Source organism: Pseudomonas sp. P4_C1 (assembly GCF_056402155.1).
The window spans coordinates 42,004-54,200 of record NZ_JBFUHY010000012.1 but is presented as its reverse complement, the minus strand read 5'-3'; the positions used below and the strand labels follow the sequence as shown (position 1 = coordinate 54,200).

Genomic DNA, 12,197 nt, shown 5'->3' with positions numbered 1-12,197 from the left:
TTTTGCGAAAAGCCCGAGTCTATGTTTGCAAGTCTGGTGGATTACTTCTGCAAGCCTCCTCCGAGCTCATCGAGGAGTGTTCATGCTAACCCAGGAAGAGGATCAGCAACTGGTCGAGCGCGTTCAGCGCGGCGACAAGCGTGCTTTCGATCTGCTAGTGCTGAAATACCAGCACAAAATTCTCGGGTTGATCGTGCGTTTTGTGCACGACACCCATGAAGCCCAGGATGTGGCACAAGAAGCCTTTATCAAGGCGTACCGTGCACTTGGAAATTTTCGCGGAGACAGCGCGTTTTATACGTGGCTTTACCGCATCGCCATCAACACGGCGAAAAACTATCTGGTTTCACGCGGCCGTCGGCCGCCGGATAGCGATGTCAGTTCCGAGGATGCAGAGTTCTACGATGGCGATCATGGCCTCAAGGATCTCGAGTCGCCAGAACGGGCTTTGCTGCGGGATGAGATCGAAGGCACCGTCCATCGAACCATTCAGCAACTGCCGGAAGATTTACGTACGGCTTTAACTTTACGTGAGTTTGATGGTCTGAGTTACGAGGACATTGCGAGCGTCATGCAATGTCCGGTAGGCACCGTGCGCTCCCGGATCTTCCGCGCCCGGGAGGCCATCGATAAAGCCCTGCAGCCGTTGTTGCAGGAAAACTAAAGACAGCGGCGACAGCCAAGAGAGGAACGCCATGAGTCGTGAAGCCCTGCAGGAATCGCTGTCCGCAGTGATGGATAACGAAGCGGACGAACTTGAATTGCGTCGGGTATTGAATGCCTGTGACGATGTTGAAACCCGTGAAACCTGGGCTCGTTATCAGATCGCTCGGGCAGTGATGCACAAGGATCTGCTGCTTCCACGTCTGGACATCGCGGCGGCTGTTTCTGCTGCTCTGGCTGACGAAGCCGTGCCGGCAAAACCTTCCCGTGGTCCATGGCGCAGCCTGGGTCGTCTGGCGGTCGCAGCTTCCGTGACCCTGGCGGTACTGGCCGGTGTGCGTCTGTACAACCAGGACGAGATCGCCGGTGTCGAATTGGCCCAGCAATCCAGTCAACCCGGACTGGCCGTTCCTCAAGTAAAAGGCCCTGCTGTTCTCGCAGGCTACAATGAGAGTTCGCAAGCTACTGGCCCAATGGCCAACGGCGTTTTGCAAGGTCAGCCAGGGTGGCACGATCAGCGTCTGCCAGGCTACTTGCGCCAACATGCACAACAGGCTGCACTGAAAGGTACTGAGAGCGCTCTGCCGTACGCTCGTGCCGCAAGTCTGGAAAACCGTTAAGGAGGATCATGCGCGCCATACCTCTACTTTCGCTTCTGCTCAGCGGCTGGTTCATCGTTCCAGCCCAAGCCGATGATGCCCAGGACTGGTTGACCCGCCTGGGCCAGGCAGAGCAACAGCAAAGCTTTCAGGGTACTTTCGTCTACGAGCGTAACGGTAGTTTTTCTACCCATAACATCTGGCACCGTGTCCAGGATGGAAAAGTCCGCGAGCGTTTGATCCAGCTCGACGGCTCCGCTCAGGAAGTCGTTCGCATTGATGGGCAAACCCAATGCGTCAGTGGCACGCTGATAGCAGGGCTTGGGGACTCCCCGAACTCCGCGGCCCGTGCACTTGATCCTCAAAAGCTCAAGAATTGGTATGACCTCGCTGTCATCGGCAAGTCGCGTGTCGCCGGGCGTTCGGCGGTGATCGTATCGCTGACACCCCGCGATCAACACCGCTACGGTTTTGAACTGCATCTGGATAAAGAAACCGGCCTGCCTCTGAAGTCTTTGCTATTGGACGACAAGGGACGGTTGTTGGAGCGTTTCCAGTTTACGCAACTGGATACCGCTGACGTTCCTTCCGAAAAAGACCTGCAGGCCAGTAATGATTGCAAGCCCGTCAATCTCGAAAGTGACAAGGCTTCTGCCGTCAAGGCTGCCCAGGTCTGGCGTTCCGACTGGTTGCCGCCCGGCTTCGAGCTGACCAGCAGCACCGCTCGCAAGGATCCGGAGACCAAAACCCAGGTCAATAGCCTGATGTATGACGATGGTCTGACGCGCTTTTCGGTATTCCTCGAGCCGCTCAATGGCGCAACAGTCACCGATACCCGCACTCAGTTGGGGCCGACCGTTGCGGTTTCCCGGCGCTTGACCACGGCACAGGGTGAGATGATGGTGACCGTCGTCGGTGAGATACCGGTCGGTACCGCTGAGCGGATAGCGCTTTCGATGCGTACCGACGCCGCTGCGACCAAGCAGTGAGCTGAATTCGAAATGTTTCGTGAGCATTTCAATTTGCTAAAATCCCGTAAATTTCATATAGGTCAGAGTCCCTCGGCTCTGGCCTTGTTTGTTGTTCCCGGAACAAAAATACCGGCGTATTGTTCCCGGTGTTTCTTGCTCCATATCGCTTAACCATGCTCGTCGTAACGGGAGCCGTATGTCGATACCACGCTTGAAGTCCTACCTTTCCATTATTGCCACCGTACTGGTGCTTGGTCAGGCGGTCACCGCCCAAGCGGTCGAATTGCCTGACTTTACGCAACTGGTCGAACAGGCCTCGCCTGCGGTCGTGAACATCAGTACCACGCAAAAGCTGCCGGATCGCCAAGTCAGCCAGCAAATGCCCGACCTCGAAGGCTTGCCGCCTATGCTGCGCGAATTCTTCGAGCGAGGCATGCCGCCGCAATCGCGTTCACCTCGCGACCGTCAGCGCGAGGCAACTTCCCTGGGGTCGGGTTTCATCATCTCTACTGATGGCTATATCCTGACCAACAACCACGTGATCGCCGATGCTGACGAAATCCTCGTCCGCCTGGCTGATCGCAGCGAAATGAAAGCCAAGCTGATCGGTACCGATCCACGTTCCGACGTGGCGCTGCTGAAAATCGAAGGCAAGGATCTGCCAGTGCTGAAGCTCGGTAAATCCCAGGACCTGAAGGCTGGCCAATGGGTTGTCGCGATTGGTTCGCCATTCGGCTTTGACCACACGGTGACCCAGGGCATCGTCAGTGCCGTCGGTCGCAGCCTGCCGAACGAAAACTATGTACCGTTCATCCAGACCGACGTACCGATCAACCCGGGTAACTCGGGCGGCCCGCTGTTCAACCTGAACGGTGAGGTGGTCGGGATCAACTCGCAGATCTACACCCGCTCCGGTGGCTTCATGGGTGTGTCGTTTGCGATCCCGATCGACGTGGCCATGGATGTTTCCAATCAGCTGAAATCCGGTGGAAAAGTCAGCCGAGGCTGGCTGGGTGTCGTGATTCAGGAAGTCAGCAAGGACCTGGCCGAGTCGTTCGGTCTGGAGAAGCCGGCGGGTGCGCTGGTTGCTCAGATTCAGGATGATGGCCCGGCTGCCAAGGGTGGCCTGCAAGTCGGCGACGTGATCCTGAGCATGAACGGTCAGCCAATCGTCATGTCGGCCGACCTGCCGCATCTCGTTGGTGCGTTGAAGGCTGGCGCAAAAGCCAATCTGGAAGTGATTCGTGACGGCAAGCGCAAGAAAGTCGAGCTGACCGTCGGTGCCATTCCGGAAGAAGCTAAAGAGCTGGATGCCGAGCCAAAATCCAGCATCGAGCGCAGTAGCAATCGCCTCGGTGTTTCTGTGGTCGAGTTGACTGACGACCAGAAGAAAACCTATGACCTCAAAGGCGGTGTGATGATCAAGGAAGTGCAGGACGGTCCTGCCGCCATGATCGGCTTGCAGCCGGGTGATGTGATCACCCACCTGAACAACCAGGCCATCGGTTCCACCAAGGAGTTCGCGGACATCGCCAAGGCGCTGCCAAAGAACCGCTCGGTGTCGATGCGGGTACTGCGTCAGGGTCGAGCGAGCTTCATCACCTTCAAACTGGCTGAATAACCCGGTAGTTGGTTGAATAAAAAACCGCCTCGAAAGAGGCGGTTTTTTTGTGTCCGGACTTTTTGTCTGCGAGGGCGTCAGCCCATCATGTCCTTGATCATGCGCTCTTGTTCCATCAGCTCACGTTGCCGTGCGTCGATCCGCGAAGACAGCGGGAAGTTCGTGCCGGCCTTGCGTTTGGCGAAGTCCAGTTGCTGAATGGCCTGTTTATAGTCCCCGACCAGTGCAAAGTATTCGGCGCGAGCCTGATGCAAGCCGATGATATTGCCTGACAGGCCGCGTGTCTCGGCAACCTGATACCACACGTCCGGATCATCCGGGCGGGACTTGAGCAGGCCTTCGAGGGCTTTCTCCGCATCCGCAGTACGGTTCTGCTTGAGCAGCAGGTCGACTCGAATCTGGTTCAGCGGGTAGTTGCCAGCGTATTGGCCCATCAACCGGTCAACCCGGGACTGGGCATCGGGCAGGCGATTGTTGGTGATGTCCAGATCCACCTGAGCCAGGTTGTAGATGATTTCGTTGGGTGCCTTGGCCAGCAACTGCTTGAGGTTTTCCCGTGCTTCGTTCAGTTGGCCGCCCTTGATCTGGGCGATCGCCAGGCCGTAGCGTGCTACGTCGTTTTTCGGGTTCTCGTCGAGCTGGGCGCGGAAGCGCTTGGCGCCAAGTCCCGGGGTTTCTTCATAGATCAGTTGAACGCGTGCGCGGATCAGTTGGTAGCGCATGCTGTCTTCGATACCTCCCTTTGGAAACTGTTCGGCGCGGTTGCGGGTGTCGGCGATACGCGATTCGGTGACCGGGTGAGTCAGCAGAAATTCCGGTGGCTTGGCATCGTAGCGGTACTGACGCCCCAGGCGCTCGAACATGCTGGGCATCGAGCGGGGATCGTAACCGGCCTTTTCCAGATTGAGGATGCCGATACGGTCGGCTTCCTGCTCGTTCTGGCGGGAGAATCGCCGCTGTTCCTGGATGGCTGCGGCCTGTGTGCCGGCAATGGCTGCAATCCCGGCGTTACCGCCACCTGCGGCTGCAACCACGATGCCGGCCAGCAATGCAGCCATCATCGGTACTTGCATGCGTTGTTGCGCTTCGACGCCCCGGGCAAAGTGGCGTTGCGACAAGTGAGCCAGTTCGTGCGCCAGTACCGAAGCGTATTCGCCTTCGGTCTGGGCGTAGAGGAACAGGCCACCGTTGACCCCGACGATCCCGCCGGGTGCCGCAAAGGCGTTGAGCTGCGGGCTGTTGATCAGGATGAACTCCAGGCGCCGGTCAGTGACCTGGCTGGTCTCCACCAGTCGGTAGACGCTGGATTCCACGTAATTCTTGAGTTGCGGATCGTTGAGCTGTGAAACCTGGCTGCGCAACATGGCCAGCCAGGCGCGGCCGAGCTGGTATTCCTGTTGCGGCGAGACAATGGCAGAACTGGCGTCGCCGAGTGACGGCAGGTCGTCGGCAAAGCCCGGTGAGGCGAGCAGGCAAGCGAGCGTCAGCAGGGTAGGGCGCAAAAATGTCATGCACAAAGCCTTAGTCGACAAAGACCTTACTGTAGCCGGACACAGGCGTTGCGACCAGATATTCTAGGCAACTCAACCACCTGACCCGGAGTGATGCAATGACCGACGCTGTAGAGCATGACGTTGAACTCGACGCCAGCGGCCTGAATTGCCCGTTGCCGTTGCTCAAGGCCAAGATGGAGCTCAACCGGCTGGCCAGTGGTGCGGTGCTCAAGGTCATCGCCACCGATGCAGGTTCGCAGCGCGACTTTCGCACCTTTGCCCGATTGGCCGGTCATACCCTGCTTCTTGAAGAAGAAGATGCGGGTGTTTACCGCTACTGGTTGAAAAAAGCCTGAATTCGGCTGCGTTTGCCCCTAAGGATTATTGATGTTCAAAGTGTTACGCGACTGGATTCAGCGCTATTTCTCCGATGAAGAAGCGGTGGTGCTGGCTGTCCTGCTGTTTCTGGCATTCACCGTCGTACTGACCTTGGGCGGTATGCTGGCGCCGGTACTCGCCGGGATGGTGCTGGCGTACCTGATGCAGGGGCTGGTGGTGGCCCTCGAGCGCCTGCGCGTGCCGGGTTGGGCCGCGGTGGGGCTGGTCTTTGCGTTATTCATGGGGCTGTTGCTGGTATTCATCGTGGTTGTCGTGCCGTTGCTGTGGCACCAACTGATCACGTTGTTCAACGAGTTGCCCGGCATGCTTGCCAAGTGGCAGTCGCTGTTGTTGCTGCTGCCCGAGCGTTATCCGCACCTGGTATCCGATGAGCAAGTATTGCGGGCCATCGAAGTGGCGCGGGGCGAAATCGGCAAGTTTGGTCAGTGGGCACTGACGTTCTCGCTGTCGAGCCTGCCTTTGCTGGTGAACATCATGATCTACCTGGTGCTGGTGCCGATCCTGGTGTTTTTCTTCCTCAAGGATCGGGCCATGATCGGCCAGTGGGTGCGCGGTTACCTGCCCCGTGAGCGGGCGTTGATCACCCGGGTGGCCCATGAAATGAACCGGCAGATCGCCAATTACATTCGCGGCAAGGTCATCGAAATCATCATTTGCGGTGGCGTGACCTACATCGCCTTTGTTGTTCTTGAACTGAACTACGCGGCGCTGCTGGCTCTGCTGGTGGGAATTTCGGTGGTGGTGCCTTATGTCGGCGCCGTGGTGGTGACCGTGCCCGTGTTTCTGATTGCGCTGTTCCAGTGGGGCTGGAGCGATCAGTTCATTTATCTGATGGCGGTCTACGGGATCATTCAGACGCTGGACGGCAACGTGCTGGTGCCATTGCTGTTCTCGGAGGCGGTCAACCTGCACCCGGTGGCGATCATCTGCGCGGTGTTGCTGTTTGGTGGCTTGTGGGGGTTCTGGGGTGTGTTCTTCGCGATTCCCCTGGCGACGCTGTTCAAGGCCGTGCTGGATGCGTGGCCGCGCAAGGAGCCGGAGGTGGCGCCGCTGCTTTAATTCTTCAGTGAGGCTGATTGCCTCTTCGCGAGCAGGCTCGCTCCCACATCAGATCGCGTCAGTCAAAACAACTCGGTCAACTGTGGGAGCGAGCCTGCTCGCGATAGCGTCGGAACAGGCCTCGAAGAAATCAGGCTTTGTTGAGGGCCTGAGCAGCAACCAGCACCGCATCAACATGCCCCGGCACCTTCACGCCGCGCCATTCCTGGCGCAGCACGCCTTTGGCGTCGATCAGGAAGGTGCTGCGATCCACGCCCATGTATTCCTTGCCGTAGAGCTTTTTCAGCTTGATCACGTCGAACAGCTGGCAGATGGCTTCGTCCTTGTCGCTGATCAGCTCAAAGGGGAATTCCTGCTTGCATTTGAAGTTCTCGTGGGATTTCAGGCTGTCGCGAGACACACCGAACACTTCGGTATTGGCGGCCTTGAACGCTGCGTACTGATCACGAAAGCCTTGCCCCTCGGTCGTGCAACCCGGCGTGCTGTCCTTGGGGTAGAAGTAGATCAGCACCTGCTTGCCTTTCAGGCCAGCGAGGCTGACGGTGTGCCCGCTGGTGGCGGGGGCTTGGAAATCGGCTACCGGTTGGTCGATGGCAACGGCCATGAAAGCTTCCTTACATTGGGTTCTGTGGGCGCCAGGGTTCGATCAGGGCATCGAGGTTCAGCGCGTCGGCAAAATCCAGGAACTGATCGCGCAGCCAGCTGATTTGCACGCCGGCCGGCAAGGTCACGGTAAACGTGGCGTTGAGCATGGTGCCGCCGGTCTGCGGAGCCTGATAGGTGTCGCAGGTCAGGTTTTCCAGCTCGACATTGTGGTCCATGAAGAACTGGCACAGCTCGTTGATGATGTCCGAGCGGTAGGCCGAGCTGACATAAGCGACGTACGGCAGGGCCTGGGGGCGGTTTTCCAGGGCGGCGCTGCGCACCACGTTGACCGTGAACGCATGCCGCTTGGCCAGCACTGGCAGGCTGCCTTCCAGGCGTGCCAGGGCATCCCAGCTACCGGAGATTTCCAGCACCAGCGCACTGCATTCGCCATGACGGGTCAGGCGAGAAGTGACCACGGCGCAGCGGTTTTCATGGCTGGCGCGGCACAGGACGTTGGTCAGCTCCATGGGGTTGGCGCCGAGGGCACTGATGACAAGGAATTGTTCGCGAACTGTGGGGGTGGACATGCAGCATTCCTAAAGCGATGAGCGGTCGATACGTCAAAGGGCTGAATTATCGGGAGCGAGCCTGCGGATGCGAACTCAGAAAGCCCCAAGTGACAGGTTGCGACGTGCTCCGGCAGGGCGGGAGCGAGGCGTGGCAACGCTGGACCAGGGCTTGTGATGCCGAAAATGGAGGCTGAAACCCGACGGACGAGCTTGTCTGTATCGATCAAAGTCTGAAGGGTAGCGAAAACCGGCGCCAAGGGGAATGGCGGCAGCACAGTACTTCGCTTGTGCAAGCATCTTGGCGCCAGTACCATTACGGCTCTCTTTTTCCGGCAGGAGCGGTTTCATGATTGCGGGCAGTATGGTGGCACTGGTCACACCCATGGATGCACAGGGGCGTCTTGACTGGGACAGCCTCAGCAAACTCGTGGACTTCCACCTTGAAAACGGCACCCATGCCATTGTCGCCGTCGGTACCACCGGCGAATCGGCAACCCTCGACGTCAACGAGCACATCGCAGTCATCCGCGCCGTGGTCAAGCAGGTCAATGGCCGCATTCCGGTGATCGCCGGTACCGGCGCCAATTCGACCCGCGAAGCCGTCGAGTTGACCCGCAATGCCAAGGAAGCCGGCGCCGACGCCTGCCTGCTGGTCGTGCCGTACTACAACAAGCCGACCCAGGAAGGCCTGTACCTGCACTTCAAGCACATCGCCGAAGCGGTCGACATTCCGCAGATTCTCTATAACGTTCCCGGCCGCACCTCCTGCGACATGCAGGCCGAGACCGTGATCCGCCTGTCCACCGTGCCGAACATCATCGGTATCAAGGAAGCGACTGGCGACCTCAAGCGCGCCAAAGCCATCCTCGATGGCGTAAGCAAGGACTTCATCGTCCTGTCCGGCGATGATCCGACCGCGGTCGAGCTGATCCTGATGGGCGGCAAGGGCAACATCTCCGTCACCGCCAACGTCGCTCCGCGGGAAATGGCCGATCTGTGCGAGGCCGCCCTCAAGGGTGATGCCGTGACTGCACGGGCAATCAACGAAAAACTGATGCCGTTGCACAAGGACCTGTTCATCGAAGCCAACCCGATTCCGGTGAAGTGGGCTTTGGTTGAAATGGGCCTGATGCACGAAGGCATTCGCCTGCCGTTGACCTGGCTGAGCGCACCTTGTCACGAAACGCTGCGCACGGCCCTGCGCCAGTGCAGCGTCCTGGTTTAATTGAGGAAGTACAACGCATGAAGCGAATGGCCGGACTTTCCGCACTTGCCTTGATTATCTCCAGCACCAGTGGCTGTGGATGGGTCTGGGGCCCGGAAGGTTATTTCCGTGACCGTGGTAGCGATTACCTGCAAGCGCAACAGACTGCACCGATGCAAATACCGCAGGATGTCCGTACCGCCAAGCGTCTGGATCCGCTGTTGCCGATCCCGCGCAACGTGGCTGATGACACTGAGAAGGGCGAGTACACCGTGCCTCGTCCGCAGCCACTGACGGCGGCTGCGGACGCCAGCCCCTACACCCTGCAGAAGAGCGGCGGCTCCAGCTCCATCCTGGCGCAGAACCCGCCGGCCGAAGTCTGGCCTGTGGCCGTTCAGTTCTTTCAGGACAACGGCTTTCGTCTGGATGAACAACGTCCGCAAACCGGCGAATTCACCACCACCTGGCAGCATTCCGACGAACTGTCCGCCGCCATGGGCAAACGCCTGAGCGCGGCCGGCGTCAGCACGGACAGCGAAACCCGCGTGCGGGTGCGCATCGAGCCGGGCGTGCAGCGCAACACCAGTGAAGTCTATGTGGTCAGCGCCGAGCGTCCTGCCGGCAGTACCGCTGACGTGGCTTTCACCAACCGTTCGGTCAACACTGGCCTGGACGCGGCACTGGTCGACGACATGCTCGCGAGCATGAGCCGTATCTCGGAGAAGGGCGGTTCGGTTTCCATGCTGGCTTCACGTGATTTCGACGCGCCAAGCCGTGTCAGCCTAAGCGAAGACGGCAGCGGCAACCCTGTGCTGAACGTCGGTACCGACCTGGATCGTGCCTGGTCGAGCGTCGGTCGTGCGCTGGAACAAGGCGAATGGCGTGTTGAAGACATCAACCGCAGCCTGGGCCTGTACTACATCAACCTGGCCGAAAAAGCCGAGAAGAAAGACGACAAGCCAGGCTTCTTGAGCAGCCTGTTCGGCAGCGCGCCGAGCAAGGAAGAGCTGGATGCCCGCGCCGAGCGTTATCAGGTTCGCCTGAGCAAGGTTGGCGAGAACGTCCAGGTCACCGTCGAGAAAAACATCAACACCGTGGCGCCGCCAGAGGTAGCGCGTAAAGTGTTGAGCAAGATTCAGGACAACCTGGGCTGATCCTATGCGTTTTGCCGTTCTCGGCAGCGGCAGTCAAGGGAATGGCACGCTGATATCCAGCGCTGATACGTACGTATTGGTGGATTGTGGTTTTTCCCTGCGGGAAACCGAAAAACGCCTGCTGCGCCTGGGTGTGAACCCTGCGCAGCTGAGCGCGATACTCGTGACCCACGAACATGCCGACCACGTGCATGGCGTGGGTTTGCTGTCTCGGCGCTACAATCTGCCTGTCTACCTCAGTCGCGGGACCTTGCGCGGGATGCGCAAACCGATTGAACCCGCAGGCTTTCTGGCCGGCGGCGAGCAACTGCAAATCGGCGACTTGAGCATCGGTGTCATTGCCGTGGCCCACGATGCACAGGAACCGACGCAGTATGTCTTCAGTGACGGTGAGCGGCGCTTCGGCCTGTTGACCGACCTGGGTTCGTATTGCGACAAGGTGCTGGACGGCTATCGGGACCTCGATGCGTTGATGATCGAGTCCAATCACTGTCGTGACATGCTGGCTCGCGGTCATTACCCGTACTTTCTCAAGCAACGGGTGGGCGGTGAACTGGGACATTTGAATAACCATCAGGCGGCATTCCTGGTGGCCGAGTTGGGCTGGAAAGACCTGCAACACCTGGTCCTGGCCCATCTGAGCAGCAAGAACAACCTGCCGCAGCTGGCCCGGCAATGTTTTGTCGACACCCTCGGGTGCGACCCGGACTGGCTGCAACTGGCCGATCAAGATTCAGGGCTCGACTGGCGCCACATCGCCTAGCCCATCTACTTAGCAAGCGGAGCCCATCATGGAAAAACGTGAAGAACTCTACCGCGGCAAAGCCAAGTCGGTTTACAAGACCGACGACGCTAACCGTTTGATCCTGCTGTTTCGCAACGACACCTCGGCGTTCGACGGCAAGCGCATCGAGCAGCTCGACCGCAAAGGCATGGTGAACAACAAGTTCAACGCCTTCATCATGCAGAAGCTCGAAGCTGCTGGCGTGCCGACCCAATTCGACAAATTGCTGGGCGACAATGAATGCCTGGTGAAAAAACTCGACATGATCCCGGTCGAATGCGTCGTGCGTAACTACGCTGCGGGCAGCCTGGTCAAGCGTCTGGGTGTCGAGGAGGGCATGAAGCTCAATCCTTACACCTTCGAACTGTTCCTGAAGGACGACGCCAAGGGCGACCCGTTCATCAACGAATCCCACGTCGTGGCTTTCGGTTGGGGCACCGCCGAGCAACTGGTTCGCATGAAAGAGCTGTCGCTCAAGGTCAACGAAGTCCTGAGCAAACTGTTCGACGACGCCGGCCTGCTGCTGGTCGACTTCAAGCTGGAATTCGGCGTGTTCCACGATGGCTCCATCGTGCTGGGCGACGAATTCAGCCCGGACGGCTGCCGCCTGTGGGACAAGGCGACCGGTAAGAAAATGGACAAGGACCGCTTCCGTCAGGGCCTCGGTGACGTTATCGAAGCCTACGAAGAAGTCGCCAATCGTCTTGGCGTACCGCTTTAACCGACGCAAGCATCTGATAGCACAGAAATATTTCGCTTAGGGGGTTCGCTTCCTGCGAAAGTGTTGTTATGATGCGCGCCGTTGGAGAGATGCCAGAGTGGCCGAATGGGACGGATTCGAAATCCGTTGTACCTTCACCGGTACCTAGGGTTCGAATCCCTATCTCTCCGCCATTATTGCTACACGCTAAGCCCCTGATAACGTTAAAGTTATCAGGGGCTTTTTGTTTTTAGAGATCAATCCTAGGGCATATTTAGGGCATCCTAAGACCTAAGGCGCCGGCTAAATGCTCTGAGCTCGAAGCCTAAAAAATAGCTGTCGATTTCTAGTATTAATACCGTCTCGAATTCTTTCGCGAACATGGTGCAAGGC

13 protein-coding genes and 1 tRNA gene are annotated in these 12,197 nt (G+C 58.5%); 11 read left to right on the top strand and 3 right to left on the bottom strand.

Going from position 1 to position 12,197, the window contains the following annotated elements; genetic code table 11:
- Window positions 1-82 precede the first annotated feature (82 nt).
- From rpoE to AC1DU9_RS10840, 4 genes are all read left to right on the top strand, one after another.
- Window positions 83-664, top strand: coding sequence for an RNA polymerase sigma factor RpoE/AlgU (gene rpoE / locus AC1DU9_RS10855; protein ID WP_003172477.1), 582 nt, complete (start codon window positions 83-85; stop codon window positions 662-664).
- A 31-nt stretch (window positions 665-695) separates the two neighbouring features.
- Window positions 696-1,283, top strand: coding sequence for a sigma-E factor negative regulatory protein (locus AC1DU9_RS10850; protein WP_223462998.1), 588 nt, complete (start codon window positions 696-698; stop codon window positions 1,281-1,283).
- Between the two features lie 8 nt (window positions 1,284-1,291).
- A complete protein-coding gene (locus AC1DU9_RS10845) occupies window positions 1,292-2,251 on the top strand; it encodes a MucB/RseB C-terminal domain-containing protein (RefSeq protein WP_223462999.1) in 960 nt (319 codons plus the stop codon).
- Between the two features lie 178 nt (window positions 2,252-2,429).
- Window positions 2,430-3,854 carry a DegQ family serine endoprotease gene (locus tag AC1DU9_RS10840; RefSeq protein ID WP_108216830.1) on the top strand — a complete coding sequence of 475 codons (1,425 nt, stop codon included), beginning with the start codon at window positions 2,430-2,432 and terminating at the stop codon, window positions 3,852-3,854.
- Between the two features lie 77 nt (window positions 3,855-3,931).
- Here AC1DU9_RS10840 and AC1DU9_RS10835 read toward each other — a convergent pair whose 3' ends face one another.
- Window positions 3,932-5,365: a M48 family metalloprotease gene (locus tag AC1DU9_RS10835; protein WP_108216831.1), complete on the bottom strand. Its 1,434-nt coding sequence runs from the start codon at window positions 5,363-5,365 to the stop codon at window positions 3,932-3,934.
- A gap of 98 nt (window positions 5,366-5,463) precedes the next feature.
- Between AC1DU9_RS10835 and AC1DU9_RS10830 the strand changes: the two genes are divergently transcribed.
- Both AC1DU9_RS10830 and AC1DU9_RS10825 read left to right on the top strand, forming a co-directional pair.
- A complete protein-coding gene (locus AC1DU9_RS10830) occupies window positions 5,464-5,703 on the top strand; it encodes a sulfurtransferase TusA family protein (protein WP_223463000.1) in 240 nt (79 codons plus the stop codon).
- A 31-nt stretch (window positions 5,704-5,734) separates the two neighbouring features.
- The gene (locus AC1DU9_RS10825) at window positions 5,735-6,805 is read left to right on the top strand and encodes an AI-2E family transporter (protein ID WP_223463001.1); all 1,071 of its coding nucleotides are present in this window, start codon (window positions 5,735-5,737) and stop codon (window positions 6,803-6,805) included.
- A 130-nt stretch (window positions 6,806-6,935) separates the two neighbouring features.
- Here AC1DU9_RS10825 and AC1DU9_RS10820 read toward each other — a convergent pair whose 3' ends face one another.
- Window positions 6,936-7,409, bottom strand: a complete 474-nt coding sequence (locus tag AC1DU9_RS10820; protein WP_223463002.1) for a peroxiredoxin — start codon at window positions 7,407-7,409, stop codon at window positions 6,936-6,938.
- A 10-nt stretch (window positions 7,410-7,419) separates the two neighbouring features.
- A complete protein-coding gene (locus AC1DU9_RS10815) occupies window positions 7,420-7,980 on the bottom strand; it encodes a glycine cleavage system transcriptional repressor (protein WP_007979776.1) in 561 nt (186 codons plus the stop codon).
- A 328-nt stretch (window positions 7,981-8,308) separates the two neighbouring features.
- Here AC1DU9_RS10815 and dapA point away from each other — a divergent pair, with 328 nt between their 5' ends.
- From dapA to AC1DU9_RS10790, 5 genes are all read left to right on the top strand, one after another.
- Window positions 8,309-9,187 carry a 4-hydroxy-tetrahydrodipicolinate synthase gene (dapA, locus tag AC1DU9_RS10810; protein WP_223463003.1) on the top strand — a complete coding sequence of 293 codons (879 nt, stop codon included), beginning with the start codon at window positions 8,309-8,311 and terminating at the stop codon, window positions 9,185-9,187.
- A 17-nt stretch (window positions 9,188-9,204) separates the two neighbouring features.
- Complete coding sequence (bamC, locus tag AC1DU9_RS10805; RefSeq protein WP_223463004.1) at window positions 9,205-10,320, top strand: outer membrane protein assembly factor BamC; 1,116 nt, start codon at window positions 9,205-9,207, stop codon at window positions 10,318-10,320.
- A 4-nt stretch (window positions 10,321-10,324) separates the two neighbouring features.
- The gene (locus AC1DU9_RS10800; RefSeq protein ID WP_223463005.1) at window positions 10,325-11,083 is read left to right on the top strand and encodes an MBL fold metallo-hydrolase; all 759 of its coding nucleotides are present in this window, start codon (window positions 10,325-10,327) and stop codon (window positions 11,081-11,083) included.
- A 28-nt stretch (window positions 11,084-11,111) separates the two neighbouring features.
- Window positions 11,112-11,825, top strand: a complete 714-nt coding sequence (gene purC, locus AC1DU9_RS10795; RefSeq protein WP_007944067.1) for a phosphoribosylaminoimidazolesuccinocarboxamide synthase — start codon at window positions 11,112-11,114, stop codon at window positions 11,823-11,825.
- Between the two features lie 83 nt (window positions 11,826-11,908).
- Window positions 11,909-11,998: transfer RNA gene (locus AC1DU9_RS10790), tRNA-Ser, on the top strand.
- Window positions 11,999-12,197: the final 199 nt, after the last annotated feature.

Excerpts from the sequence above, each read along its gene's own strand:
- rpoE (WP_003172477.1), top strand. The coding sequence starts at position 83 with ATGCTAACCCAGGAAGAGGATCAGCAACTGGTCGAGCGCGTTCAGCGC.
- AC1DU9_RS10850 (WP_223462998.1), top strand. The coding sequence starts at position 696 with ATGAGTCGTGAAGCCCTGCAGGAATCGCTGTCCGCAGTGATGGATAAC.
- AC1DU9_RS10845 (WP_223462999.1), top strand. The coding sequence starts at position 1,292 with ATGCGCGCCATACCTCTACTTTCGCTTCTGCTCAGCGGCTGGTTCATC.
- AC1DU9_RS10840 (WP_108216830.1), top strand. The coding sequence starts at position 2,430 with ATGTCGATACCACGCTTGAAGTCCTACCTTTCCATTATTGCCACCGTA.
- AC1DU9_RS10835 (WP_108216831.1), bottom strand. The coding sequence starts at position 5,365 with ATGACATTTTTGCGCCCTACCCTGCTGACGCTCGCTTGCCTGCTCGCC.
- AC1DU9_RS10830 (WP_223463000.1), top strand. The coding sequence starts at position 5,464 with ATGACCGACGCTGTAGAGCATGACGTTGAACTCGACGCCAGCGGCCTG.
- AC1DU9_RS10825 (WP_223463001.1), top strand. The coding sequence starts at position 5,735 with ATGTTCAAAGTGTTACGCGACTGGATTCAGCGCTATTTCTCCGATGAA.
- AC1DU9_RS10820 (WP_223463002.1), bottom strand. The coding sequence starts at position 7,409 with ATGGCCGTTGCCATCGACCAACCGGTAGCCGATTTCCAAGCCCCCGCC.
- AC1DU9_RS10815 (WP_007979776.1), bottom strand. The coding sequence starts at position 7,980 with ATGTCCACCCCCACAGTTCGCGAACAATTCCTTGTCATCAGTGCCCTC.
- dapA (WP_223463003.1), top strand. The coding sequence starts at position 8,309 with ATGATTGCGGGCAGTATGGTGGCACTGGTCACACCCATGGATGCACAG.
- bamC (WP_223463004.1), top strand. The coding sequence starts at position 9,205 with ATGAAGCGAATGGCCGGACTTTCCGCACTTGCCTTGATTATCTCCAGC.
- AC1DU9_RS10800 (WP_223463005.1), top strand. The coding sequence starts at position 10,325 with ATGCGTTTTGCCGTTCTCGGCAGCGGCAGTCAAGGGAATGGCACGCTG.
- purC (WP_007944067.1), top strand. The coding sequence starts at position 11,112 with ATGGAAAAACGTGAAGAACTCTACCGCGGCAAAGCCAAGTCGGTTTAC.